Annotated in this window: 22 protein-coding genes and 1 tRNA gene; 17 read left to right on the top strand and 6 right to left on the bottom strand. The window is 44.4% G+C overall.

Annotated features, from left to right (window positions below; genetic code table 11):
* Positions 1-151 precede the first annotated feature (151 nt).
* On the top strand, positions 152-676 hold the full coding sequence (locus DWB79_RS01895; protein WP_016522372.1) for a hypothetical protein: 525 nt from the start codon (positions 152-154) through the stop codon (positions 674-676).
* Positions 677-829: 153 nt separating this feature from the next.
* Here DWB79_RS01895 and pta read toward each other — a convergent pair whose 3' ends face one another.
* On the bottom strand, positions 830-1,837 hold the full coding sequence (gene pta, locus DWB79_RS01890) for a phosphate acetyltransferase (protein ID WP_016522371.1): 1,008 nt from the start codon (positions 1,835-1,837) through the stop codon (positions 830-832).
* Between the two features lie 331 nt (positions 1,838-2,168).
* Here pta and trxB point away from each other — a divergent pair, with 331 nt between their 5' ends.
* Genes trxB through thyX form a run of 3 tightly spaced genes read left to right on the top strand, consistent with a single transcriptional unit; the run spans position 2,169 to position 5,658 of the window.
* Positions 2,169-3,095 carry a thioredoxin-disulfide reductase gene (gene trxB, locus DWB79_RS01885; RefSeq protein ID WP_040859340.1) on the top strand — a complete coding sequence of 309 codons (927 nt, stop codon included), beginning with the start codon at positions 2,169-2,171 and terminating at the stop codon, positions 3,093-3,095.
* Positions 3,096-3,100: 5 nt separating this feature from the next.
* A complete protein-coding gene (locus DWB79_RS01880) occupies positions 3,101-4,789 on the top strand; it encodes a glycoside hydrolase family 3 protein (RefSeq protein ID WP_016522369.1) in 1,689 nt (562 codons plus the stop codon).
* A gap of 32 nt (positions 4,790-4,821) precedes the next feature.
* Positions 4,822-5,658 carry an FAD-dependent thymidylate synthase gene (thyX, locus tag DWB79_RS01875; protein WP_016522368.1) on the top strand — a complete coding sequence of 279 codons (837 nt, stop codon included), beginning with the start codon at positions 4,822-4,824 and terminating at the stop codon, positions 5,656-5,658.
* A gap of 293 nt (positions 5,659-5,951) precedes the next feature.
* On the opposite strand, the gene DWB79_RS01870 is transcribed toward thyX, so the two are convergent.
* Positions 5,952-7,976, bottom strand: a complete 2,025-nt coding sequence (locus DWB79_RS01870; RefSeq protein WP_016522367.1) for a putative glycoside hydrolase — start codon at positions 7,974-7,976, stop codon at positions 5,952-5,954.
* An 81-nt stretch (positions 7,977-8,057) separates the two neighbouring features.
* Here DWB79_RS01870 and DWB79_RS01865 point away from each other — a divergent pair, with 81 nt between their 5' ends.
* Entirely contained in the window at positions 8,058-8,723 is a 666-nt protein-coding gene (locus DWB79_RS01865; RefSeq protein ID WP_016522366.1) for a CAP domain-containing protein, read from the top strand.
* A gap of 172 nt (positions 8,724-8,895) precedes the next feature.
* Here the strand turns inward: DWB79_RS01865 and DWB79_RS01860 are convergent, their stop codons facing one another.
* On the bottom strand, positions 8,896-9,957 hold the full coding sequence (locus DWB79_RS01860; RefSeq protein WP_016522365.1) for a helix-turn-helix domain-containing protein: 1,062 nt from the start codon (positions 9,955-9,957) through the stop codon (positions 8,896-8,898).
* Positions 9,958-10,140: 183 nt separating this feature from the next.
* On the opposite strand from DWB79_RS01860, the gene DWB79_RS01855 reads away from it, so the two are divergent.
* From DWB79_RS01855 to secF, 12 genes are all read left to right on the top strand, one after another.
* Positions 10,141-12,366 (top strand): SpoIIE family protein phosphatase, encoded by a 2,226-nt coding sequence (locus tag DWB79_RS01855; protein ID WP_016522364.1) that lies wholly within the window; start codon positions 10,141-10,143, stop codon positions 12,364-12,366.
* Between the two features lie 244 nt (positions 12,367-12,610).
* Positions 12,611-12,683: transfer RNA gene (locus DWB79_RS01850), tRNA-Met, on the top strand.
* Between the two features lie 355 nt (positions 12,684-13,038).
* On the top strand, positions 13,039-13,194 hold the full coding sequence (gene rpmH / locus DWB79_RS01845; RefSeq protein ID WP_006188846.1) for a 50S ribosomal protein L34: 156 nt from the start codon (positions 13,039-13,041) through the stop codon (positions 13,192-13,194).
* 12 nt (positions 13,195-13,206) lie between these two features.
* Entirely contained in the window at positions 13,207-13,593 is a 387-nt protein-coding gene (locus tag DWB79_RS01840) for a ribonuclease P protein component (RefSeq protein WP_016522363.1), read from the top strand.
* Positions 13,565-13,810, top strand: coding sequence for a membrane protein insertion efficiency factor YidD (yidD, locus tag DWB79_RS01835; protein ID WP_084762258.1), 246 nt, complete (start codon positions 13,565-13,567; stop codon positions 13,808-13,810). Before DWB79_RS01840 ends, yidD begins: the two co-directional genes overlap by 29 nt.
* An 11-nt stretch (positions 13,811-13,821) precedes the next feature.
* The gene (yidC, locus tag DWB79_RS01830; RefSeq protein WP_016522362.1) at positions 13,822-15,579 is read left to right on the top strand and encodes a membrane protein insertase YidC; all 1,758 of its coding nucleotides are present in this window, start codon (positions 13,822-13,824) and stop codon (positions 15,577-15,579) included.
* Entirely contained in the window at positions 15,576-16,256 is a 681-nt protein-coding gene (gene jag, locus DWB79_RS01825) for an RNA-binding cell elongation regulator Jag/EloR (protein WP_016522361.1), read from the top strand. The genes yidC and jag overlap by 4 nt, the downstream gene beginning before the upstream one ends.
* A gap of 3 nt (positions 16,257-16,259) precedes the next feature.
* Positions 16,260-17,063, top strand: a complete 804-nt coding sequence (locus tag DWB79_RS01820) for a DUF6675 family protein (protein WP_016522360.1) — start codon at positions 16,260-16,262, stop codon at positions 17,061-17,063.
* Positions 17,064-17,073: 10 nt separating this feature from the next.
* Positions 17,074-18,144, top strand: a complete 1,071-nt coding sequence (locus tag DWB79_RS01815) for a peptidylprolyl isomerase (RefSeq protein WP_016522359.1) — start codon at positions 17,074-17,076, stop codon at positions 18,142-18,144.
* A gap of 85 nt (positions 18,145-18,229) precedes the next feature.
* Positions 18,230-18,667 carry a preprotein translocase subunit YajC gene (yajC, locus tag DWB79_RS01810; RefSeq protein ID WP_016522358.1) on the top strand — a complete coding sequence of 146 codons (438 nt, stop codon included), beginning with the start codon at positions 18,230-18,232 and terminating at the stop codon, positions 18,665-18,667.
* Between the two features lie 157 nt (positions 18,668-18,824).
* Positions 18,825-20,570, top strand: a complete 1,746-nt coding sequence (secD, locus tag DWB79_RS01805; RefSeq protein WP_016522357.1) for a protein translocase subunit SecD — start codon at positions 18,825-18,827, stop codon at positions 20,568-20,570.
* Entirely contained in the window at positions 20,567-21,805 is a 1,239-nt protein-coding gene (gene secF, locus DWB79_RS01800) for a protein translocase subunit SecF (RefSeq protein ID WP_016522356.1), read from the top strand. The genes secD and secF overlap by 4 nt, the downstream gene beginning before the upstream one ends.
* 70 nt (positions 21,806-21,875) lie before the next feature.
* Here secF and DWB79_RS01795 read toward each other — a convergent pair whose 3' ends face one another.
* The 3 genes from DWB79_RS01795 to ffh all read right to left on the bottom strand — a co-directional run bounded on the left by DWB79_RS01795 (position 21,876) and on the right by ffh (position 24,936).
* Positions 21,876-22,658 carry a ComFC family protein gene (locus DWB79_RS01795; protein WP_016522355.1) on the bottom strand — a complete coding sequence of 261 codons (783 nt, stop codon included), beginning with the start codon at positions 22,656-22,658 and terminating at the stop codon, positions 21,876-21,878.
* A gap of 120 nt (positions 22,659-22,778) precedes the next feature.
* Positions 22,779-23,510 carry a hypothetical protein gene (locus DWB79_RS01790; protein ID WP_016522354.1) on the bottom strand — a complete coding sequence of 244 codons (732 nt, stop codon included), beginning with the start codon at positions 23,508-23,510 and terminating at the stop codon, positions 22,779-22,781.
* Positions 23,511-23,610: 100 nt separating this feature from the next.
* Positions 23,611-24,936, bottom strand: coding sequence for a signal recognition particle protein (ffh, locus tag DWB79_RS01785; protein ID WP_016522353.1), 1,326 nt, complete (start codon positions 24,934-24,936; stop codon positions 23,611-23,613).
* Positions 24,937-24,953: the final 17 nt, after the last annotated feature.

The following is a 24,953-nucleotide window of genomic DNA, read 5'->3' as shown; positions in this document are numbered from 1 at the left end:
TTTTGTATTTCTCCACGTAGAATAACCGCCCTTTGTGACGGTTGTGGTGTGGGCTGCCCGTCTTTCTTAAAAAAGTATAAAATTTAAAAAAATTGTGTGCAAAAAGAAGATAGGCTGGTTTTTTATTGCCCTTTCGGTTATACTAAAAATTATGGAAGCCATAGATATTTTAAAGCCGCTTTTGGAAAAAGGACTGTTAAAGGAAAGCCTTACTTTGGCAGAAAGCGAAGGTAAGGAACTAAGCAAAATCAGCCAAGAAGGGCTTAATTTTGTAACAGCTTCTATATTAGCTGATGTTCCATCTGTTGAAAAAACCGAACTGATTAGAAAAACCGGTGCCTTTTTCTCTGCCGAGGATTATTGCAATCTATTAAATGAAAAGGTGTTTACTATTCACCCAGTGACCCGCGATCGGTTAAAAGATCAAGGGGCGTTGTTAACCGATGAAAATATGAAGCAATACTATGCATGGTATAATATTTTTGATATTGCTTTTCCATGGCTTCCATTATCGGTATTTGAAGATTTGGTCGTTTATCTACGGGACGAAAAGAGGCTGGTTTTAGATAAAGAAACTCGAGAACTGGTAAAAGAAAATTTTTTAAATTCCAAACGGTACTCTGAACGAGAGTTAGACCGTTTATTCGAATCGTCTATTTTTGATAACGAATTTTAATCCGTACAACAGCATAAATACATCAGATATTACACCTATTACACCGCGGTATTGCTGTAGCTGTGTGATGTGGTCGTCTTCCTTCTAAAATCAACATACCCCGACGCAGAGTGTCGGGGTAGTCAACTCTTTGCACGAATAAACGGCTCAGGTTTATTTTTTACCGGCCTGTACGAGTGTTACAACTGCCGTTACGACAATATCTTCGGTTGAACAGCCGCGGGACAAATCCGATAACGGTTTCGCAAACCCCTGCATAAAGGGGCCGTAAGCATCTGCTTTTGCAAAGCGCTGTACCAACTTATACCCGATATTTCCGGAATTAAGATCGGGGAATATCAAGGTATTTACCTTATCGCGGATAGGACTGCCGGGCGCTTTCCTATCGGTTACTTCCGGTATGAGCGCTGCATCAAGCTGCAATTCACCGTCATAGCAGAAATTGACCTTTCGTTCATCCAGCAGCTTAACCGCTTCACGTACTTTGATGAGGCTTTCATCTTTATCACCGCCGGAACCTTTTGTCGAATATGAAAGGAGTGCAACAACAGGTTCATGGCCGACAAAGGCACGATAACTTTCGGCTGCCGCAGTTGCGATATCCGCTAACTGTTCGGCGGTAGGGTTGGGTATAACCGCAGAATCCGAGAAAATCAATACACCGTTTGTCCCCCATTCGGTACTCTTTGTATCCACGATAAAGCAGGAAGAAGCAGTTTTAACGCCTTTCTTTACGCCGACGATGGTAAGACCTGCACGCAATACGTTTGCTGTGGTGTTTTCCGCACCGGCGACCATCGCATCGGCCTTGTCCTGTGCGAGCATCATCGCGCCAAACCGTAAAGGATCGTGCATCTCTTTTTTTGCTTCCTCAGGCGTCATTCCCTTAGCCTTCCGTTTTTCGTATAATGCTACAGCAAAATCTTCCGTCCATTCGGAATGTTCAGGATTGATAATAGTAAAACCATCGGTTGTAACCCCTACTTTTTTGCAGGCTTCTTCAACCTCGGCTTTCTTTCCGACTAAAAATAATTCCGCGGGAATTTGTTGATCGACAAGCATACGAGCTGCACGTAAAGTACGAGCTTCCGTTGCTTCAGGCAAAACCAAGCGATTGTGATATTCTTTCGCCTTGTCTTTCATTATTTGAACAAACCGCATAATAAAACCTCCGGATCACATAAGAAAAGTAAAAGCCCCTAAAGATACTGTCTTTAGAAGCATTTGGCGGCTCCGAAAAATTAAAATTTTTAGATCCATCCGCCGCAATTTGTGCATGAGTGTACTATTTTGTCCCCTCTTCTGCAAGCTTGCGCATTGCCTTTTGTGCAAAACTTTGTTTGTTATGAAATTTTGTGTAATTTATTAACAAAAAGGACAGATGCATCAGTCTTCTGATTTTGCAGGGAGATGTAAAAAGATGCTAATGAGTTTGCCCCGTATATGTTCAATTGACCAAGGGGGGCTTTTTTCGTACATTATAATAATGAATATGAATACAAATTATGATATTATCGTTATCGGTGCGGGCGCGGCGGGTATGGCGGCGGCGCAATATGCGTGCCGATCAAACTTAAAAGTATTAGTGCTGGAAGAAAAAGCGCCGGGCGGACAGGCGATTTTAATAGATTCACTTGAAAATTATCCCGGCTATGCCGAACCGATTAACGGCTTTGAATTTTCCGAAAATATGCGTAAACAAGCGACAAGCTTCGGGGCGGAGTTTGAGTCCGATAAGGTGGAAGCCGTTACAAAAAACGGAGATAAAACTTTCACCGTGCAAACCGCCGGAACAACCTACACGGCGCTTGCCGTTATTCTTGCGACGGGGGCGGAGCACCGCAGCCTCGGCGTAAAGGGCGAAAAAGAGCTACAGGGGAAAGGCGTTTCGTACTGCGCTACCTGCGACGGTCCCTTCTTTCGGAACAAACATATCGTTGTGGTTGGCGGAGGGGATGCCGCTTGCGATGAAGCGCTCTTTCTTGCCAATCTGACGGATACCGTTACGATGGTGCACCGCCGCGACACTTTCCGTGCGCAAAAGGCGCTCGTTACCCGGACATTGAACAATCCTCATATAACCGCGGTATTCGATACGACCGTCACGGAAATAAAAGGAGCTGATAAGGTAACGGCAGTTGTACTGCGGAACGTAAAAACGCAGGAGGAGCGGGAACTTTCCTGCGATGCAGTCTTCCTTTTTGTCGGTATGAATCCCAGAACGGAATTATTCCCCGACGCAACGAAGGATGCAACGGGCTATATCGTTACCGATGAGGATATGCGTACCTCTATCGAAGGGCTTTACGCGGCGGGCGATGTGCGCGCTAAGTCTTTCCGGCAGGTAGTTACCGCAGTTGCCGACGGCGCGATTGCCGCTCATACGGCAGCAGCTTACATCGATACCCTGCGCAGTTAACCGCTTTGCACCGTAAACATCTTTTTGCCGCCGTCTTATTCGGCGCCGCACTGCTGGTAGTACCACAGTTCAACACTCAACTGAATGCTCAAGCTCAAACTACTGTACTTAAAACCCTGCCCGATTTTTACGACGCAGTACCCGCCGCGGAACTTGCCGGCCGGATTACGGAGGCGATGACCGACGAAGAGCTGCTATCCCAAACGTTTATGTTCGGATGGGCGGGGCAGGCGCCGACCGACCTTTTAATGAGCTGGATTACCGAGCGAAGCCTCGGCAGTATCAAAATATTCGGCTGGAATACTGAGGACAGCGTTGAACTAGCGAAAGCTATCAGCCTTTTACAAAAAAAGGCCAACAGTACCCGCTTCCGTATCCCGCTCTTTGTTGCAACCGATCAGGAAGGCGGCTGGATACGCCACGTTAAAGGACGCACGTCGGAAACGCCCGGTAATCTCGCTATCGGCGCCTCCGGTTATCCGATAGACGCCTACTACGAAGGCTTTTATATTGCCCGAGAGCTTTCAGCGCTTGGCATCAATCTCAATTTTGCACCGACAGTAGACCTCTATACCAATCATGAATCTTCTATTATTGGGCCGCGTTCTTTCGGGCAATCGCCGGAGGCAGCGGGAATTTTAGCCCGTGCCTTTATGCAGGGGAGTAAAAAGGCAGGCGTACTGACCACTGCCAAGCATTTTCCCGGACACGGGGACACCGCGCTTGATAGCCACGGAAAGCTGCCGAGCATTGACATCTCCAAAGAGACCTTCTATAACCGCGAACTGGTACCGTTTCAATACCTTATCGAAGCGGAGGTGCCGGCAATTATGACCGGACATTTACACTTTCCCGCCGTATCCGAACACGGAGAGCCTGCCTCGTTCTCTCAATATTTACTGCAAACCGTGCTACGCGGACGGCTCGGATTTAAAGGCTTGGTTATCACCGACGATATGATGATGCACGGAGCAATCCGTTATGCCGGCACAGTTGCCAAAGCGGTACAGCTCGCACTGGAGGCGGGAAACGATATTATCGAATCTTCTACTACGCCGCGTCTCTATGATGCATTTTGGACGGAAAATTTACAGCGGATGCAGACCAACGAAGCTTTCAGGTTGCGGGTTAAGGATGCGGCCTACAGAATTATCGAAACAAAACTCCGGTATTTTAAAAGCGGCAATGCAGTACCGCTGTATCCCGATGTATATGCTATTCCCGAAAAGCTGCCCGACGCCGAAGGACAGGCATTCTTTCTTTCTCTTGCCGCACGAGCGATTACCGTTGTTCGCGGCAAATACATTCCGTATATACCTAAAACCGGGGAAAAGATACTGCTTGCCGGTTCATATTCCGCTTTTTTACAGGCAGGGTTAAAACGTTTTCCCGCCGCCAAAACGAGTAATCTGTCGGACGGCATTTTTACCAAGGCGGCTGCAAGTGATACTGTCATCTTCTGCCTTGCAAACGAGTCATCGCTCCAAGTCTTACAGCGGCTCTATAAAGCCTATCCTAACAAACGGTATATTATTTTCTCCTGCCTTTCGCCGGTGTTCTTGTCGGGTATCCCGGAGATACCCACGGCGATTGCTCTTTACAGCTACGCGCCGGTCTCGTTTACCGCGGGTTTCGGAGCATTGCTCGGCGATTTTAAACCGCAGGGGCATCTCCCGCTTGACGGTATCAATTAAGTACGCAACAGAAAAATACCGATATATGAGATATGGCTCATTGTATTGTTCCCGCAGCGGAAGAAATTCTTGATAAAGAATATAAGGTGTTGGACAAAGGCTTTGTCCGGTTGGTTGATTATCTCGGCGGAGATGCGCGTATTGTACAAGCGGCACGGGTGTCGTATGGAGATGGTACAAAAAGTGTTCGCGAAGATGCGGGGCTGATTGATTACCTCTTACGGCATCAGCATACGTCCCCGTTTGAGCAGGTTGTCCTGACCTTCCATATAAAAATGCCGATTTTTGTTGCGCGGCAATGGGTGCGACACCGGACGGCGCGACTTAACGAAATTTCAGGGCGGTATTCGATTATGCGGGATGAATGTTATCTGCCTGCGTCCGAGGATATCGCGTTCCAAAGTACGGATAACCGGCAGGGACGTATGAGCGAACCGGCGCCGCTTGAGGTGCGGACGCAGATACGGGATACCCTGCACGCACAGCAGGAGACGGCCTACCGTGAATACAGTGCCCTTATCGATACAAAACTGGCGCGGGAACTTGCCCGTATCAATTTACCGCTTTCGGCATACACGGAAATGTATTGGCAAATCGATTTACACAACCTCTTTCACTTCTTAAAGCTCCGTTGTGATAGTCATGCTCAAAAGGAAATCCGCGATTACGCCTTTGTGCTGCTGGAGATTTGCCGAAATGTGGCGCCGTTTGCAACAAAATCGTTTGAAAAGCATATCTTAACCGGTGTGCATTTTTCCGGCGCCGAATTGGAAGCCGTGCGCAATCTACTGCAAGGCAAAGAAAGCGGGCTTAAAGGCAAAGAGCTGGAACGCTTTGAAGAAAAAATCCGCTCAGGCGAACAACTATAGCAAAACTGGGTAAACGCATCAGAGATTTTTTTATATCCCCGCAAAATCAGGAGACCGTCCAAGCAGAGTTGAACTTCTTTGCAGTTCAAATGCTTGTCCAATCTCCTGATTTTGCGATTTATATTTATTCATCTGATGCGTTTACCCGTTTGCTGGAAAAAATGGGTAATTTTTGTTCATACCGTTTAATTTCAGAACGGACAGGGATGTCCGTGGTTCCAAACAGAAGCGACGTTTTTGCGTAGCAAAAACTCGCGTTCGGAAGTGTACATGGAGGTACACTTCCGAACAGGTTATTTCTGCGGTAGTGGGAGGCCGTCGGGGCGGATGTCGGCGTAACGGCCGGAATTATTCCAATAGGCATAGCCCTCATCAATGGAATCCTTGATGCCGATAATCTGCCGCTGCACATAATCTTCATTATAATACTTTTTATCGTAGGACACGGGGATATAAAACGCCTGTGTCCACGGCCGGATAATCACCTTATTGTGCGCAATAATCTTATTCCGATATGAACCCTGCTGATAAATACGATACGGGCGTTCTTCCGCCGGTTGTTGTGCAAGAAAGCTCTGGCGAAAATGACTGGGATAAAACATCGGGCATATCACATCAACGTAATCGGCAAGCACTTCCACTTCTTGACCGGTACGAGCACCCGTGCGGTACCATCCGTTTGCCCCGTAAATGTCTATTGAAATGGGCGCACGGATTTTTTCCCGGGCATAGGCAAGGAATGACATGATTGCACTTTCCTTATCCATGCCCTGCTCCTGTGCCGGAAACCGTGCCGCATAGAGATTTTCCCCGTCGGTGGGAAAGCGGATATAATCGAACTGCACTTCGTCAAAACCTCTCCGAATCAGTTCTTGGGCGATTGCCGTATTGTACTTCCACACGTTTTCGTTATAGGGGTCTACCCAATATTCTTCAATCGGCTCTGCCGTTTCGTCAACGGTTTTATAGCCCTGCCACGGCTTGCCGTTTTTATCCTTTACTGCGTATATATTTTTCCGGTACCGGTACAGCTGCTTATCCTTGAACACAACGATGCGGGCGACAAGATAGACGTTGTGTTCCTTTGCCTTTGCGGTAAAGTCTTCAAGCTGAATAAAGGGTCGAACTGCGCCCACCGCCTGTATTTCTTCATCCTGCGAGTTGTAGCGGACAAAACCGAAATCATCCTTCATATCGATGATGAGCGTATCAAGCTTATTTTGTTCAAGCAGGTCGAAGTAGCGCTGCAAACCGGCTGCCGTCCGTGCCTGATGCGCCGGCAGGTATACCCCTTTTCGTCCCGTAGCGCGGCGGAGATAGTCCGTTTTCCGTGTTTTGTCTCCCTCGTCGAACAGCCACAATTCCGAAAGGCTCACCGCTTTACCGAGCCGCGTCATCCGCTGCGGTATCCACGCCGAAAGCGGCTTTGAGGCAATGCGTTTAAGGGTAAGTTCTATTCCCTTCAGCCGGTTGGGAGCGGGCGTCGGCAGCATCAGTGGTATTTCAAATAGGCCGCCGTTTTTAGTGCCGACGATGGACATTGCAGCAGGGCTGAGTCCGTCGATACAGCGTGCACCTGCAATGCTGTCTGTCCAGTCCGAAACGGCATAGAAGCGTTTTGCCGTCCAATCGAGCTGGTACAATTTGCCGGTAAACGTTTGCGCGGCGTATACCTCTTGTTTTTGCTGGCGGGTATACACGACAATATCGGAAATTTCTTCATCGCTTTCCGGCCCGGGGATAAGCCCCTCGCTCAAAGGCTGCCATTTGTCGGAAACGGACGGCTGTTTCCATGCCACCCCGTAGATGGAGTGCGAGGCAAGGACGGTTAGCTGCAAATTTCCCTGCGCATCCGGCAAATCGAGTACGCAGACGGCTTTTAATCCGTTGACCGGTGTATGACAGCCGAGGTTGCGCCAATGTCGTCCGCCGTCTTCGCTTAAAAACACAGTGCTGTTTGTGGCGGTAATAAGGGTATCTGAGCGGGACGGATGCGCTTCCAAATCTTTCAACATCTGAGGCTTTTTAATAAAGGATTTTTCGCCGTCGGTTATCTTTTTTATCACTTTTATCGGAAGGCCGTCGTTGATATACTCAAACTGCGTTACATTATCCGATCGCGCAATACCGTTATCGGTAAGGAAAAACCATGTCTTCCCGTTTCTGATAATTTTACGCACCGCAGCCGTATCCCAAATCTTTTGTGCGGAAACCGATGTAAGCTTATATAATCCGTCCTGCGTACCTGCCAAAAGGAAATCCTGCGCATGAACCGACATCGCAGTAACAAAGGCAAAAACAATCAACAGCCGTTTCATAGGGGGCAATTATAACCTATATGATAACTGGGGTCTATGGAAATCTTGCTTATTTACTGTAAATTGAATACAGTATAATATATGGAAAAGAGACTATTTGTTTTACTGATGGCATTTGTGCTGTTTTTGTTTTCTTGTACTACCGGCAATAATATGATGGCGCCGGATACGCCGTTAAGTGACACGAGATACCTTGCGGAAGAAGTCGTAAAGGAACTTAACTTTGTGCGGACAAATCCTAAGCGGTATGCGGCGGAAATACTGGAGCCGCGGCTCAAATACTTCGATGGAAATATGTATTCCGAGCCGGGAAAAGTCCGGCTGCTCACCCAAGAAGGTATTGCGCCGGTACAGGAATGTATACGTGTATTAAAGACTACGGTTGCTGTTGAACCTTTAACCTTGGAAAAAGGGCTGTGCCGTTCGGCGCAATGGCTTGCCGATGATCAGGCACGTACCGGAGCACTGGGGCATACGGGGAGCGATGGTTCTGACCTTGTTACCCGTATCAGCCGCTACGGAACATGGGGAATCCTTTGCGGAGAAAATTGTGCTTACGGCAGTGTTACGGCGCGGGAAATCGTTGTTCAGCTTTTGATTGACGATGGAGTGCCGAGTAGGGGACACCGGATTAATATTCTAAAACAAGAATTTAAGAAGGTTGGTATCGGCTTTAACAAAACCGGAAATGCACCTTACGGCGCCGTTACCGTAATGGATTTTGCGGGCAGCTATATTTCAAAATAACTTGACGGGTATCTCTAAGTTCCAAAACAACCTCGACGTAGAACGCCGGGGTATTAAACGCTCTGCATGAATAAATTTTTAGAGATACCCTCAAGATACTTAAATTTTTTTTGTTGAAATTTTACTTTTTTTTTATAGATACTGGGATTTGAAGAGAGATGGTATCCCCGCCCTAAGAGGCAAGCAATCTAAATTCATTTTTATACAGATGAAAGAACGTGTCAACCAGAACGGGTTTAAAGTTCAAAACATCGCGGTTAATAAGAGGTGCAGCCTGTTGTAAAAGCTGTACGGGCGAGCCGTTTTTATAGGTATTAAACCGAGTAAAGTTAAAGTGGTTCTGGTACTGATGCGCTTGTTTCAAAAAGTCTTGAGCACTGGAAAAATACCGGCAGGCGTAAAATTCATCTTCGATAAGCCGATGAGAACTTTCCACATCGCTTTGATAGGTCTTAGCCCCGACGGGAATGGTTTTATGCGTAGAAGTAAAAGAAACTTCAATAACTTTGGTAAAAAGTGTTTTTTTGAGACTATTCCATGGAGCAGTAAACTCAGTACCATTGTCGGTTTGGATTGTTATTTCAGCTGGCTTGATGCCATAGTGCTTGAGATGAGTGAACAGCCGATAGATGAAAATGGCGGTACTGGTACTGCTGTGTTGCTGTGTGTAGCCGATAAATAAAGCCCCTGTTTTGATACAACGAGCGGTTATTTGGTATTTTGGTAAGTGGAACTGCATAAAATCGTGATAAAATTCAGGAATATCATCCAAATATTTGATATCTACCTGTATTTTTTCAAATGCACGATATTTATCTTTAACTTCCCGCATATTGCGCTTTTTTTCTCGATGAGTTTTTTTGCTCGGGAGTTTGTAGTATTGTTTTAAATATTTGACAACCGTCTTGAGGGAGTAAGGAATGCCATACTCACGTTTAATCATTACTCCGTTAATACGTTTATTATCTGCGGTTGCCTTTTCTGCTAGAGCTTTTATTTTGAATTGCCAATACTTTTTCATCATGCGAGGGCTTTTTTCAGGTTTTTTAGACCGGTCTTTGAGTCCTACTCCTTTTTGTTCTTGCCAGCGTTTTCTCCATTTTCTGACTGTTTTTATGGTTGTTTGAAAGTGCTGTGCAGCTTTTTTGTTGCCGTACTTTAGCGCGTAGCTGACCAACTCTTTTCTTAACAACGAGGGGTCTTTACTGTTTTTATAAGATGCGTAATAATCCATTTCGATGGTATCTCCTTTGATGTAAATTTGGCTTAATCTATTTTGCCTAACCGGTTTCGTTTAGGCAAGGGGGATACCATCTCTCTTCTTTGTCCATTTTTTATAGATACCCTCTTTTGTTTGTGGAGTATTTGCTGTATAATATTCTCTATTCAATAACAAAGCATTTTACCAGGAGCGAGCATGGACGCAAGCAAAAAGGCACTTGACAACACAAAAAAATACAAACCAACGGTAAATTTATGGAATAGTGTCCGTATAAAATTTATCGTTATCATCGTTGTTATTTTACTTGTTGTTATTGCCAGTGTCGCTACAGCTCTCGCAATTGCCATTATCCGCCCGTATAAAGATTTACTTTCAAACAGTCTTCTGTTGCAAACAAAAATATTGCTCGATAACCTTGAATTGCGGGTTCAAGCTCATTTTTCGGATCCCAATCAGGAAGATTTTGATCTTTTGTTATTGAATCGCGTTACCTTCCCCGAAGCAAAATATGTCGTTGTTACTGGTAGGAGTACTCTTCCGGGACAGACAGGGCTTCACTATGTCCTTGCGACTGACTATCAGGATATCACTAAAATGATTAATACTCATCGGTATATTCCCGGAGAGTCTCAGTTTTATCCTGAAGGAATTGAAGAAATCTCACAAAAGTTGACGCATATTAATAACGAGGCCTCAATAATCGTTCAGCAGCACATCGATTCGATTCGACTGCTCACGGATGAGATGGAAACGCTGGAAATGCAACGGGATCCGTATGTACTTAAACGCCAAACTGAAATTCAGGCAAACATCAGGCATCTGGAATCAAAGTTGCAAGCTAATCTTTCGGCGTTGGCCGATCAAGGTTTTGGTTCATACCCTGATTATTCAATGCATAATCTTTCAAAAAAACGAACAGAATATTTGTTTTACGAACCGATTATCTATTATAACCCTGAAAATCCGCATGATAGTGTACAGGGTATTGTATTTGTTGATATTTCGGTGGAAAATTTGCTAAAAAAAATAAACGAACAGCAAAATCGATTAATTCGCATTATTGTCAAAATCTCATTGGTCGTGTTGATTGCAGGTATCTCTACCGCATGGCTTTTTAGTTCATTATTTGTACGGCCGCTTGGTCTTTTAGCAGCGCATGTTGCGTTAATCCGCGACACCGAAGATAAAGAGAAGCTGGCCGGTAGATCGGTTCAAGTTACCTCGCGGGACGAATTTGGAATGCTGGGAACAACGATTAACGATATGACTGAAAGATTAGCCGCTGCTGCTGCTATTTCTAAAGATTTAAAGGTCGGGAAAGAAATACAAAAGATGTTTATCCCGCTGGACATCAGTTCCTCCGGTAGGAAGCTGACAACGGGTAGCCACCGTGACCTCTATTCCGAGTTTTTCGGGTATTACGAAGGCGCACACGGTGTTTCGGGGGATTATTTTGATTATAGAAAATTGGATGCCTTCCACTATGCTGTTATAAAGTGCGATGTTGCAGGAAAGGGAGTTCCCGCTGCCCTTATTATGGTAGAAGTAGCGACTTTGTTCCAAAATTATTTTCAAAATTGGAACTACAAACGCGATGGCTATAACCTGAGCGGTATCGTTATGCGAATTAATGATGTTATCGAATCGCACGGATTTGTGGGGCGTTTTGCCGCATTCACCCTTTGTATTATCAATATGCGTGTTGGCGATGCTTATTTCTGTAATGCGGGCGATAATATCGTTCATATTTACGATAAGCAGGCACGACGTTTAAAAAGCTATACACTGCGTTCAGGTTCTGCGGCTGGCGCCTTTTCTTCAGAGATGATAAATCTTAACGGCGGATACCCTGTTGAAAAAATACACTTGAATTGTGGAGATATACTGTTCCTTTATACTGATGGTATTGAAGAATCGAAACGAAAGCTTCGTGTGCCGATTTCGAAGACGAAGGATGGTTCCGATCCTATACTGTTGGAGGATAATGGCGATAGTAGTCATCTGCTGGGTACCGACAGCGAAACATTGGGAAAAGATAGGGTTGAAGCGATTATTGAGGCTGTTTTTGCCCGAAAAAAATTCACGCTGAAAAAACGACAGAGTGATCTTATGTATGAGCAGATGGATTTCGATTTCTCCTCGTGTAACGGAACGATTGAAGACGCCGTTCTGGCACTGATTTCAGTTGAGAAAGTCTTTAGAATGTATAAAGATGCCTCCGCGCAATCCTTTGATTGTGTGCAGGTGGATAAAAAAATCGATACGTTCTTGAGCAAATACTTCCTACAGTACGATATCTATTGTTGTGATAAGGAACCGCATCCTATTTACGATGAATATTTTTACTACAAACAAATAAAAGAAGATATTCAATACGATGATTTGACCATTCTCGGGATTGCACGTCGAGTTCCTGTTTAAACCGGTTTTGCAGGGATTCCGCATTATAAGCTTTTGTAGATAAAATTCAGTGAAACCACTGCTATACGTAACAAAAAACCAAGTTTTTAATCGTAAAAAAGGCTTCATACCTTCAAGTGTAAAGACTTTTCTATGGTTTAGAACATAGATTTCATGTGTTTTTATTTATAATGCGGAATCCCTACCGGTTTTGTAATAACACTTGACATTTTTACGATTGTGGGTTATCTTATGCGCCGTACATCGCAGGGTAGAGCAGTTGGCAGCTCGTCGGGCTCATAACCCGGAAGTCGTAGGTTCAAGTCCTACCCCTGCTAAGTTTGAAAAGGCATCCTTATTTAAGGATGCCTTTTTTTTCAGCGGAAGCCAGAACGTATCAGGAAAATAAACCAAAGACCACAAAGCAAAGGTGCCCATAACCTCTTTATTCTGCGGGCGTGTTAAAGGATCTGATGCGTTTTACCCCAAAGCGATAGATTGACTTTTTTATAGTGCTATAGTATAGTCGTCTGTCTAGTATACTGAGGAAGGTTTATTTTCAGCCGCAACAATCTCCAAAATTGATATTTTGTTCGGTGGTTGCATTTTAAGGAAATTTTGCTTTCTCGCTATCCCAAGATCTTTTAGGCGGGTAATGCGCCTGATAACTATATATAGAAGGAGTCTAGTTTTATGAAACGGACATTTCAACCGAGTAGAACGAAACGTTTGCGCCGTCATGGATTTCGTGCGCGTATGGCAACACGCGGAGGACGCGCTGTTTTAAAGAGTCGCCGTGCAAAAGGACGCTATAAGCTTTCCGTGTCTGACGAAAAAAAGAGTTACTAAGAGTTTTAACACATGGAGCGCTCTTGTTTACCTAAAGAAGAGCGCCTTTGCGGCGCCGTGCGGATACGGGATATGTTTAAAATAGGACACCGCTATAGCTGCGACGGCGCAAAGTTGTTCGTTTTACCGAATAAATTACCATATAATCGTTTTGTTTGTACGTTTAAGCGACATTACGGTTCTGCTGTACAAAGAAATAAAGCGCGCCGTTTATCTAAAGAAGTATACCGGCAAATGAAATCCCAGCTTATAATCGGGAAGGATATTCTTTTGCTTATATTTCCGGGGCGCGATACTTTTTCTCTGCGTACGGCGCAGCTGGATTGTTTGTTTAAAAAAGCGGGTATGTTTTCTATTCGATCTCAACAATATGAAACACAATTATCTGAAAAAGATTGAGCGTATTTTTACGTTTTTATTATGTGCGGGGGTAAAGGTATATCAAAAGTGTATTTCTCCCTTGTTTCCGCCTTGTTGCAGATATTATCCCACCTGTTCTCATTACGCCCTTGAAAGCCTTTCTAAATACGGGCCTTTTAAGGGAGGGTATTTAGCGGTAAGACGAATCCTTAGATGTCATCCTTTTCACAAGGGAGGGTATGATCCCGTTCCCTAGGAGATTCGTTTATGAATAAAAATACAGTTATTGCAATGGTTCTTTCCGGTCTTGTCATTGCAGCTGCGATGTTTGTGCAATACAAATTTTTCCCTCCTGCTCCCGTACAGCAACAATCGTCTGCCGCTGCTTCTACAACGGAGCAGCAGGCAGAAGTTCCGCAAAATACCTTTGTAGCGGAAACCGTTCCTGCGGATTTTGGAGTGCTGGAAACTCCGGATGAAACCGTTATCGGTGAACAGACCGTTACCGTTAAAACCGATATTGCGGAAATTACACTTACAAACCAAGGCGGTGATATCATTTCGTATAAGTTGCTGGAACGCAATAGTTCCAAAGGCGATTCTTATGTGGAATTGGTAAAAAATCTAACCGATCGAAATAGAGCATTTTCGATTGCACTGGGCGGTGCTCAGGCTTCTGCCTTAAATCAATTCTTTAATGTCAAAGAAGAAACAGTAAATGGAAAGCAGATTATCGGCTTTTTTAAGACAATTTCGATAAAGAACCAAGACGGTTCCGTGTCTTCGTTTACGCTTGCTAAAAAATATACCTTTCTGCCAGATGACTATATGTTTGAACTTGCCGTTACGGTTAGCGGCGATGCCGATATGAAAGGGCTAAATTTTGATAATGCAGGTTATACGCTAAGGACAATGCCTCAAATCGGTCCCGACTGGGATGCCAAAGCAGACCGCTACGAATACCGGCATTTTTTTTCTTACATAAATGGAAAGAAAAAAGACACTGCATTAAAAGCCAACCAGACCAAATTGATTACGGATTCCGTTCCATGGGCTGGTATTTCGGGAAAATATTTCAGTCTTATCGTTATCCCTTCGGTTCCTGCACAGCAGATACTGTATTCTGCCGCACAGCCTAATGCGGATACGGTACAAGATGGGCAGCTGTTTTTTTCGCGGCCTGTGATTACCGGTAATAAAGTAACCGACGTATACCGTATCTACCTCGGCCCGTGTTCCGAAAATATTTTAAGTACCTACAATATCCCATCAAAAAACAACTACAACTATGATAATCTGCGGATTGATACTGTAGCCGTTTCCAGCGGTATTTGGCGTCCTTTAGAGGTATTGCTTAAATGGCTGCTCCAATTCTTCTATAAACTTATTCCAAACTGGGGTGTTTCGATTATCCTTGTAACAATTTTGATAAAGGTGATCTTTTTCCCGCTTACCAAAAAAAGCTCGGAATCAACGCAGCAGATGCAAAAAATGCAGCCTAAGATTCAGGAATTACAGGCAAAGTATAAAGGTAAGCCGCAAAAGCTGAACGAAGAAATGGCTAAGCTCTATAAAGAAGCCGGTTATAACCCTCTTTCGGGCTGTCTGCCTTTATTGATCCAATTGCCGATCTTGTTTGCGATGTATCGACTGTTTAATAATTATTTTGAGTTCCGTGGCGCAATGTTTATCCCTCATTGGATACCGGATTTATCTGTTGGTGATAGTGTTTTGCAGTTCCCCAATCCCATTCCCTTCCTCGGATGGACGGATCTGCGTATTCTGCCTATTGTCTATGTGATTTCGCAGATGGTGTTTGGAAAAATAACGCAAACTCCCACAAGCGATCAGCAACAAAACAGCACAATGAAAATTATGCTGTACGGTATGCCGTTGTTCTTCTTTTTTATGTTTTATAATGCGCCGTCAGGATTATTGCTCTACTGGACAAGCACGAACTTCTTGATGCTCGTTCAACAGCTAATCATTAAGGCAATGATGAAGAAAAAGGAGGTTCGGAAATGATCTATGAATTTGAAGGAAAAACCGAACGTGATGCTATAGATAAAGCAATCGCCGAGCTTGGCGTAGAAGCCGATCAGTTCGATGTGGAAATCGTTGAAATTCAAAAAAATTCGCTTTTTAAGAAAGGTTATGCCAAAATTCGCGTGCATATTGACGATAAAGCCGCTACAGGGAAGCCTATTACTGATACGCCCTGCCAACAGCCGCTTTCACGCGAGGCTGCTACGGAAAAAGAAGCTGATTTGGTGAAGTTTATCGGCGAGCTTATTCATGCGATGGGATATACCGCAAATATCGAAATCCTTTCACACGAAGAACATAAGCTGCTTATACGGCTTTCCTCCGAGGATTCTGCTATTTTAATCGGAAAGAAGGGAAAAAATCTGGATGCACTCCAGCTGATTGCCAATGTGTATGCCGGTAAAATCGGTATTTCCGAACGGATTATGCTCGATTGTGAAAATTATCGGCTTCGCCGTGAAGAATCGCTCGTACGGCTTGCCTATACCACCGCTGATCAAGTTGTAACGACAAAGGCTTCAGTCTTACTTGAGCCGATGAATCCCTATGAACGCAGACTGATTCACAGTACGCTTGCCGATATTCGTGATGTCGATACAAAGAGCGAAGGTGAAGGCTTATACAAACAAGTGCGTGTATTGTATAAAGGGCTTTAGTGAATGAGGCGTTGTCTTGTTCTTCTTGCTCTTTTGACAGGCTGTTCTCTTTTTGCGCAGGATATCGGCAATGTACCCGATTCGGTAATTTCGGCACTGGATTCGTTTCTATCCGCTGAGCAACGGATAGAATTGCTTAAGCAAGAACATTTATTCCGGTCGGTGTACAATAAAGAAAACGCTATGCCGCGTCTTGCGCCGCCTTTTGCTGTACCCCAGACATTTGCAGAAAACTGGAACAAGGGTAATCCTACTTTTTTGATAGAGGCGTTGTATTTGCATAAAAAGACGCAAGGTGGCATAAAAGATACGGAGAAAATCTCCCGCATTCTTCGTTCCATTTCAAAGCTGGAAGGGCTGCAATATTATTCGAGCAGTCGCAAGAAGATGCGGACGCTCTACGAAGCATCATATATTATCGATGATCCTAAAACAGAAGGCAGAATTGCCGACCCTGTTGACAATCCTTCTACGGATCTTTCGGTCTATGTGGTGCAAAAAGATTTAACCTTCGATAAAAACATTTATCGTTATCGGTTTTGCTCAGATGCCGATTCTGCCGGGTTCATTTCTACAAATATCGGTGTATTAAAGTATTCGATATTTAAAGCGATTGAACCTGAAAATTTAGAGGCGTCGATTGCCGTAACCGATCTGGGAGAGTATCTGCTGATACACATGTTGACACGTGCCGACTTTACCGCCCCTTCCGTTTTCCGAGAGCGTGTGCAAAATTCGTTTAAAACACGGGGTGAAGCGGTGTACGGATGGTTCATTGCGCAATACGAGAATAGTGCGACACCTTGATGGAGGAACTATGCGGTTGAATAAGATTGCGGTATTGGTTTTACCGATTACTTTTTTGATTATTGCGACAGCGGCTGCTGCTGCAATTATTTTAACGGGAGATTCTGAAAAAGGAAAAAAAATGAATGCGATAAGTGCTGAATTACAAAAGGACGGCGTCTATGCCGTTATTGATACGAACAAGGGTGATATTGTTGTGGAATTGTTCTATAAAGAAACACCCATGACGGTATGTAACTTTGTCGGATTGGCAGAGGGAACTTTGGATGCAGCGAAAGGAAAACCTTTTTATGATGGTTTAATCTTTCACCGTGTCATCGCAAACTTTATGATTCAAGGCGGCGATCCTGACGGCAAGGGTACCGGCGGGCCGGGCTACCGCTTCCCCGATGAGTTTGTTGATAACCTCAAGCATAATACTGCCGGTATCCTTTCTATGGCGAATGCAGGACCGGGAACAAACGGGTCACAGTTCTTTATTACCCATGTGCCGACACCGTGGCTGGATGGAAAACATACCGTGTTCGGTCGTGTTGTAAAGGGGCAGGATGTTGTTAATAAAATCACGCAAGGCGATCGGATGAATTCCGTGTCGATTATCCGCAAAGGATCTGAGGCTCAAAAGTTTACTGCAACCCAGAAAGATTTTAATGCCTATCTTGCAGGAGCCACAGAAAGGGCAAAGCAGCGCGCTGCCCAGAAACGGGAAAAATATGAGGCTTTGATAAAACAAAAATTCCCCAATGCCGTTAAGAACGAAAACGGTATCTTTTATACAATTACAAAGGCGGGAACGGGAGCTAAGGCTCAAACAGGTAAAACCCTGACTATGAAATATAAGGGTTCTTTGCTTGACGGTACGGTGTTCGATGATTCGGATATGCATGAACCGCTGAAATTTGTTGCAGGAGCGGGACAGCTCATTGCCGGATTTGATCAGCAAGCGGTGCAAATGGCTGTCGGTGAAAAACGAACAATCGTTATTCCGCCGGAGCTTGGATACGGTTCACGCGGTGCAGGCGGGGTTATCCCTCCCGATAGCTATTTGGTATTTGAACTTGAGTTGCTGTCGGTAAAATAACCGGTCAGGATAACCTGTGAATTGACTACGCATTTTTTTTGTGTTAGTATTTTAAGGATATTTGTTATAAATAAGGATGTAAATAATGAACGCGATTCCATTGTTGCAGCAAGCCGCATCGGGAGGTAGTTTTATTCCGCTTCTCGCTCTCGGTCTTATCTTTGTAATTTTCTACGTTTTTATTATCGGGCCTCAAAAGAAAGAGCAAAAGAAAACGCAAGAAATGATTGCCTCCGTTCAAAAAGGTGATAAAATTATCACCATTGGCGGTATTCACGGCGTTGTGTCTTCCGTAAAAGAAACAACGATCATTCTTAAAGTTGACGATAATTGTAAGCTTGAAATGAATCGTTCCGCAATCGGTAGTGTTATTTTGGATGAAAAGACAAAGGCAAGCCGTCTGGCAAATGTGCCGGAAAAGACTTCTCCGTTTTCATCTCTCTTTAAAAAGAAAGAAAAGAAAACTGAAGATTCCAGTCCCGAAAAACCGCAGCCGCCCGATTTTTCCGGCGAAGCAGAATAAAATTAAGTCATTGTTGTACAAAGACTTAATTTTAAACTCGATGGAGATGGCGAAAAAGTAACCAATTTTTGAGACATCCCCATATCGGCTTATAAATCGTTCGTGCTGTGCCTAACCTCAGTATGAACGTTTATTTCCGTTAGATGAGGAGATAGACATGAAAAAGCGAACTCGATTCGTGATTGTTCTGGCTGTGTTAGGCCTCTGTTTTGTGTTTTTGTATCCCACCCTTAAATGGTATTTTTGGACAGGTAAAGACGATAAGGCATTGGCGCTCGGTTCCAGAGAAAAAATTAAAGATTATGTCATAAATATGACAAAAACGGATATTGACGCATTAATCGCATCTGCAAAGCAAGGTGATTCCAATCCTGTTCCGGCAAAATATGAGCCGCTTATTAATGCGGCAAAGAAGAATTTAAAGAGTCTCGGTAAAGAGCAACCTTCAGTATGGACGGCAGGAGCATTGCTTGCAGCCTTCCCGGAAAATTCTGAGGATAAAGCACGGGCAGCAATGAGTCCTATAATGGAGGATTCATACCGAAGTAAGATACTAAGCATTAAAAACGCGCAGGCAAATGCGGTAAAGCTCGGTCTCGATCTTTCAGGCGGTATGAGCATCATTATCAAAGCCGATTTAAGTGCGGTAACCGGCGACAGCGGTGATAGCAGCACTTCGGCAAAAAAAGAAGCGATGAATTTAGCTATCGATACCATTTCAAGTCGTATCGATAAGTTCGGTCTGACCGAACCCGTTATCAGACAGCAGGGTGAAGATCGTATTTATGTCGAAATCCCCGGTGCAGCCGATGCCGACAAAATCAATTCTATTATCATGGGTCGCGGCTTGCTTGCATTCCATATTGTAGACGATGATGCGACTCAGGCTTTTTATTCTTATTATAATGCTAATCCTACTCGTACATTTGACGCGGATTATAATCTCATCAATCCTTCGATTATTCCTGCAGACACCAAGGTACTCGGCGTATATAGCAAGGACGCTTATGGACTGGATGAACGGCAAGGCTTTCTTGTTATAAAGAAAGAAGCGGCTCTTGAAGGAAAGCATCTGCAGCGGGTGAGCACGACGACGAGCCAAACCAATGAACCGCTGGTTGTATTCGAACTCGATAAGGAAGGTGCTGATATATTTGCAACCGTTACTACTGCAAATCAAGGTAAACGGTTGGCTATTGTATCCGACGATAAGATTAAATCGGCGCCGAATATCAAGGAACCGATTACCGGTGGTACGGGAACCATCAGCGGTTTCAGCGCGGACGAGGCTGAAAATCTTAAAACGATCTTGCGTACTGCGTGGCTTAATGTACCGCTCGAATTGGAAAATCAGCAGGTAATAGGCGCCAGTATGGGCGAGCAAGCCATCAATCAAGGTTTAATGGCGCTCCAATGGGGCTTAATCGCTGTTTTAGCGTTTATGCTGATTTGGTATCGCGCTGCCGGTATTAATGCTTGTGTTGCACAGATACTGAACCTTTATATCGTATTCAGCGTACTTTCTGCATTTAACCTCACGCTTACGCTGCCGAGTATTGCGGGTATGATTTTGACCATCGGTATGGCGGTTGATGCCAACGTTGTTATCTTTGAAAGAATTAAAGAAGAACTTGCATTGCATAAAAGTAGGGAAGCTGCTATTCAAACCGGTTTTGCTCATGCATTCTGGGCGATTATGGACTCCAATATTACTACCTTTATTGCAGCGCTGTTCTTATCAATATTGGGAACCGGACCGATCAAAGGATTTGCTTATAGCTTAACAATCGGTGTTGTTTCTTCCGTATTTACAGCCCTTTTTGTTTCACGGTTGATCTTTGATTTCGGCACGGAAACATTGCATCAGAAGAAGCTGCATATTACTTGGAGGTCGCTCGTATGAAAAAAACGATAAAATTTAGCAAGCTTTTCGGTGTTATGGTTGTTGTGAGCTGTGCTCTTATTATTTCCGGTATTGTAGGTCTTTTTACTAAAGGAATTAACTTTGGTATTGACTTTCAGGCAGGATTTATCGAGAAAGTGCGGTTTGCGCCTTCTGCTTTTATTTTAACATATAACGGTGAGAAAAATATACAGGTAGCACAAAATTCCCAAGGAATTGATATTACCGTTATTTCGGTAGACGCTGAAAATAAGGTAGTGTCCTTTAAGTATAGCGAATACCCCACAGTTGGACAGTTTATCGAGGCTGTACAGCAGCAAATTGATGGTGTACAGGCTAAAGTGCTTGCAAAGGCCGATACCGCATTACAAAGCGTATTTATTACCTCGGAAACTTCCCGCCTTACAACGGAGCCATTCCGTGCACATTATATTCCTGATCAAATACAGCCGATCGATGCCGATGAAGTGCGTCATGCACTTGCTTCCATTGCTTCGGTTTCAGTACAGCAAGTCGGTGAATCACGTGACCGTGTGTTCCAAATACGGTTACCTGATAACGGCACATACACCAATGCAAACGCTGAACTGCGGGCATTGATTAATACTGCGCTGGTAGCTGCTTATGAAGCGGATAATTTTGCCGTATTGAGTACCGACTTTGTCGGCTCTCGCTTCTCCGGTTCACTTGCCCGCCAAGCGGTACTTCTGGTAATTGGAGCATTGTTCTTAATCTTCATTTACGCTTTAGTCCGTTTCCGTTGGACATTTGCATTAGGCGCCGTACTTGCGTTGGTTCACGATGTTTTGATTATGATTACTTTTATTGTGTGGACGCAGATGGAGTTTAATTCCACTACCATTGCGGCAATTTTGACAATTGTCGGATATTCAATAAATGACACGGTTGTTGTATTTGACCGTATCCGCGAAAATATCCGGCTTAATCCAAAGCTTGCATTGGTTGATGTTTTGGATCTTGCACAAACCGAAGTGTTGAGCAGAACGATTATCACAACCGTTACTACAATGCTGGCCGCTATTTCGCTTTACATCTTTACATCCGGTAGCATGAAAGACTTTGCGCTTGCCTTATTGGTAGGTATGATAAGCGGTGTATATTCGACAATCTACATTGCCGGTGCTTGTATCACTTTCTTTTCCGGTAAAAAGCGCGCAGGTGAGTTAGCGCTCGGCGGCGCTAAAAAAAGACCGGTTGCTGAGGTAACCATATAACCAGTAGATATACCTCTAAAAATTGTGAACCTCTAAAAACATAAGTTTTTAGAGGTTTTTTCTTTCCTTTTTAGTCAAAAAACAGGCAAAGCCCATAGACTTCCCTACATCCGGCATTTTTTAACACGCGGGCACAGGCTTCAAGCGTTGCGCCGGTTGTCATTACATCGTCAAGTAGCATGAGTTTATCCGGGACGGTCTTTGCGGCTAGTCTGATTTTCCCCTGTAAATTAACTGCACGGTCGGTCTTGGACAGCTTCTTTTGCGGAATACCATCCTGTCGCTTTAAGCACCGATATATTGCCATGTCCGAATAAACCGATAGATCCTTTACGAGATCCTCAATTTGATCCCAACCTTTTTCCTGCAATTTTTTGGGACGCGGCGGCACCGGTACGAGCGGAATACTCATAAGTTCCGGATGTTGTGTGAGAAAACTGTGGATAAGCGGTGCAAATACGGTGGAAAAACTGCGAATATTGTTGTTTTTCCAAACGGGTAGTAATTTTTGCCCAAGCCCGATGTATGGGAAAAGTGTAAAAATACGATCACAGGTAGGTTTTGGCTTTTCTGTTGTTCCGTCATCGGCCGGTCTGCAACGGGTACAATACTCATGTTCGGAAATAAGAATCTTCCCACACTGTCTACAACGGGGTTCAGCTTTTTGTGACTGCGCCGAATCGGTAAAACCGATGATATATGGTGTGAATTCGGTTTGAATACAATGATTACAGAGCGGTAATCCCGTTTCATTTATGTTTCTGCAGAGGATACAAGTCTGCGGGCACAAAAGCCCGCTGTAACATTTACGTGCTATATTTTTTGCGTGATGTAAAAATAGGATACGCTTCATATAACCTCCCTATGCAAGGCTGAAATTTTTTGTAAGGAACTGCTAAAAACATCAGTTTATAACAGCTCTCAGAGCCTTGATAAGAAAGTTATATAGCACGAGAAAGAAAATGGCTTGTTTTTATTGACCTTCGGTAGAAGATTCTTCAGAATTTATCATAACGTCTGTGTTTTCGGTTGCCGTTTTTGCCGCTTTTTTCTCTTTTTCAGCTTGTTCTGCTGCAAGGGCGATTTGCAACTGTTTTTGTCGGTTTTCTTCGAGCTGTTCCGTATCGTTAAAAAAGTCATAGACCTTTTTTATATCGTCGTAATGAAACGGAATACTGTCGATATAGTCGTCGATTGCCAATTTCCCGTCGAGTGTTTGTACCTGAAAACCTTCAAGTAATAGGTATTTTTTTCCGTCTTTCAGTAAAAAGCTGAACCGTACATGGTTTGCCATTTTTCCAGTGGCAATAAGTCTGCTTATTGTCTCTCCAGATGATGCATAAGCATAGAGGGTTGTTTCACCAAGATAACGATGACCGTTCTGTCTATGCTGGGAATCGGCCAGAGCGCTTATGGTGAAAAAGCGGTCGAGTATAGCCTTCATTCCATTGTTTACGGAAAAATCAAGTCGATAGGTATACAGCATCGTATCGACTTTGAAACTAATAAAATCGTCTTTTGCTTTGGGCATTACACAACCGTTAATAGCGTATACAACGTCAAAATGATTGTTTTCCGTATTAACCGTAACACCGGTAACTGCCGGTTCCGTGTACAATGCCTTTGATGGCAATGTCGTACAGGCTGTAAAGCAGAATGTACAGACAACTATCGGGAGCCAAACGGTTTTAAAAAAGCTATTCATAATATTCTCCTTTGATTGATAAGCACTGTGAATCCGAATTCATCATAATCAGTACTTTCTTGCTATTATACAAGTAGAAAATTTTTATGGAAGCAGATTGCTACCCCATCAGTCCCATAAGCCGCGCTTGAAGTCCCTTGCTCTTTGCGACTTTCCGCATTGTTTGGCGGGTCTTTTCAAACTGTTTTAATAGTTTGTTCACTTCGGCGACGGAGGTGCCGGAACCTTTCGCAATACGCTTGCGGCGGGGCGGCCCGATGATGTGGTGATTTTCCCGTTCTTTGAGCGTCATTGACTGGATAATCGCCTTTTGCCGCTTAAAGCCTGTCTTATCGATATCCTCGGCGGAAATTTGACCGGCAAGCCCCGGCATCATATCGAGCATAGATTCAATCGAACCCATCTTTTCGACATTTTCAAGCTGGTCGAGCATATCGGAAAGGGTGAACGTTTCCGTCGCCATCTTTTTCTGCAAGCGGGCGGCTTCTTCCGCATCGATATTTTCCTGCGCTTTTTCGACGAGCGAAACAATATCGCCCATACCGAGAATTCTGCCGGCAATACGGTCGGGGTAGAACGGTTCAAAATCTTCGATTTTTTCACCGACACCGACATACAGGATAGGCTTGCCGGTTACGGTTTTTAACGACAGCGCAGCGCCGCCGCGAGCATCGGAGTCGAACTTGGTTAAAATAACGCCGGTCAGCCCCGCCTGTTCATCAAAGGCTTTTGCGACTTCGGCGGCATTTTGTCCTGTCATCGCATCGGCGACGAGGAGAGTTTCTACCGGATTAACCGCTTTTTTTACCGCAGCGATCTCCTGCATCATCGCTTCGTCGATTTGCAGCCGTCCCGCCGTATCGACGATAACGGTATCAAAGTCGTTTTTCCGTGCATAGATAACCGCATTTTGCGCAACCCGTACCGCATCCTTGGTATCTTCTTTATATACGGGGACGTCGATACGCTCTCCTAATGAGGAGAGCTGTTCCACAGCAGCGGGACGAACGAGGTCGCAGGCAACGAGCAGCGGCTTACGGCCTTCTTTCTTTAACCGAGCGGCCAGTTTTGCAGCGGATGTCGTTTTACCGGAACCCTGCAAACCGAGAAAGAGGATAACCGACTGGGTGTCGGGGCCTTTCAGTTGCAGGCTTTTCTTTTCATCGCCTAAAAACGACAGGATTTTATCGTGGACAATCTTGATAAACTGCTGACCGGGATTAACCGATTTTAATACGGTTTCTCCCTTCGCTTCTTCGATTGTTGAGTTGATAAAGCGGCGTACTACGCGGAGGTTGACATCCGCTTCGAGTAGCGCAATTTTTATTTCCTCTACCGCTTCTTCAATATTCTTTTCGGTAATGGTTGCCTTGCCGCTTATCTTGCGGACAATGCCGCTAAACGTATTGGTAATTTTTTCAAGCATTTTTCATCCTTATTCGT

It is taken from the genome of Treponema medium (assembly GCF_017161265.1).
Lineage (GTDB): Bacteria > Spirochaetota > Spirochaetia > Treponematales > Treponemataceae > Treponema > Treponema medium.
This window is presented reverse-complemented; position numbering and strand designations above follow the sequence as displayed.

Coding starts and splice junctions, on each gene's coding strand:
- yidD (WP_084762258.1), top strand. CDS start 13,565: ATGAAACACAATTATCTGAAAAAGATTGAGCGTATTTTTACGTTTTTA.
- DWB79_RS01855 (WP_016522364.1), top strand. CDS start 10,141: ATGGACGCAAGCAAAAAGGCACTTGACAACACAAAAAAATACAAACCA.
- DWB79_RS01895 (WP_016522372.1), top strand. CDS start 152: ATGGAAGCCATAGATATTTTAAAGCCGCTTTTGGAAAAAGGACTGTTA.
- pta (WP_016522371.1), bottom strand. CDS start 1,837: ATGCGGTTTGTTCAAATAATGAAAGACAAGGCGAAAGAATATCACAAT.
- thyX (WP_016522368.1), top strand. CDS start 4,822: ATGGCTCATTGTATTGTTCCCGCAGCGGAAGAAATTCTTGATAAAGAA.
- DWB79_RS01820 (WP_016522360.1), top strand. CDS start 16,260: ATGAGGCGTTGTCTTGTTCTTCTTGCTCTTTTGACAGGCTGTTCTCTT.
- DWB79_RS01840 (WP_016522363.1), top strand. CDS start 13,207: ATGGAGCGCTCTTGTTTACCTAAAGAAGAGCGCCTTTGCGGCGCCGTG.
- yidC (WP_016522362.1), top strand. CDS start 13,822: ATGAATAAAAATACAGTTATTGCAATGGTTCTTTCCGGTCTTGTCATT.
- DWB79_RS01795 (WP_016522355.1), bottom strand. CDS start 22,658: ATGAAGCGTATCCTATTTTTACATCACGCAAAAAATATAGCACGTAAA.
- DWB79_RS01790 (WP_016522354.1), bottom strand. CDS start 23,510: ATGAATAGCTTTTTTAAAACCGTTTGGCTCCCGATAGTTGTCTGTACA.
- DWB79_RS01870 (WP_016522367.1), bottom strand. CDS start 7,976: ATGAAACGGCTGTTGATTGTTTTTGCCTTTGTTACTGCGATGTCGGTT.
- secD (WP_016522357.1), top strand. CDS start 18,825: ATGAAAAAGCGAACTCGATTCGTGATTGTTCTGGCTGTGTTAGGCCTC.
- rpmH (WP_006188846.1), top strand. CDS start 13,039: ATGAAACGGACATTTCAACCGAGTAGAACGAAACGTTTGCGCCGTCAT.
- yajC (WP_016522358.1), top strand. CDS start 18,230: ATGAACGCGATTCCATTGTTGCAGCAAGCCGCATCGGGAGGTAGTTTT.
- trxB (WP_040859340.1), top strand. CDS start 2,169: ATGAATACAAATTATGATATTATCGTTATCGGTGCGGGCGCGGCGGGT.
- secF (WP_016522356.1), top strand. CDS start 20,567: ATGAAAAAAACGATAAAATTTAGCAAGCTTTTCGGTGTTATGGTTGTT.
- DWB79_RS01815 (WP_016522359.1), top strand. CDS start 17,074: ATGCGGTTGAATAAGATTGCGGTATTGGTTTTACCGATTACTTTTTTG.
- jag (WP_016522361.1), top strand. CDS start 15,576: ATGATCTATGAATTTGAAGGAAAAACCGAACGTGATGCTATAGATAAA.
- DWB79_RS01860 (WP_016522365.1), bottom strand. CDS start 9,957: ATGGATTATTACGCATCTTATAAAAACAGTAAAGACCCCTCGTTGTTA.
- ffh (WP_016522353.1), bottom strand. CDS start 24,936: ATGCTTGAAAAAATTACCAATACGTTTAGCGGCATTGTCCGCAAGATA.
- DWB79_RS01865 (WP_016522366.1), top strand. CDS start 8,058: ATGGAAAAGAGACTATTTGTTTTACTGATGGCATTTGTGCTGTTTTTG.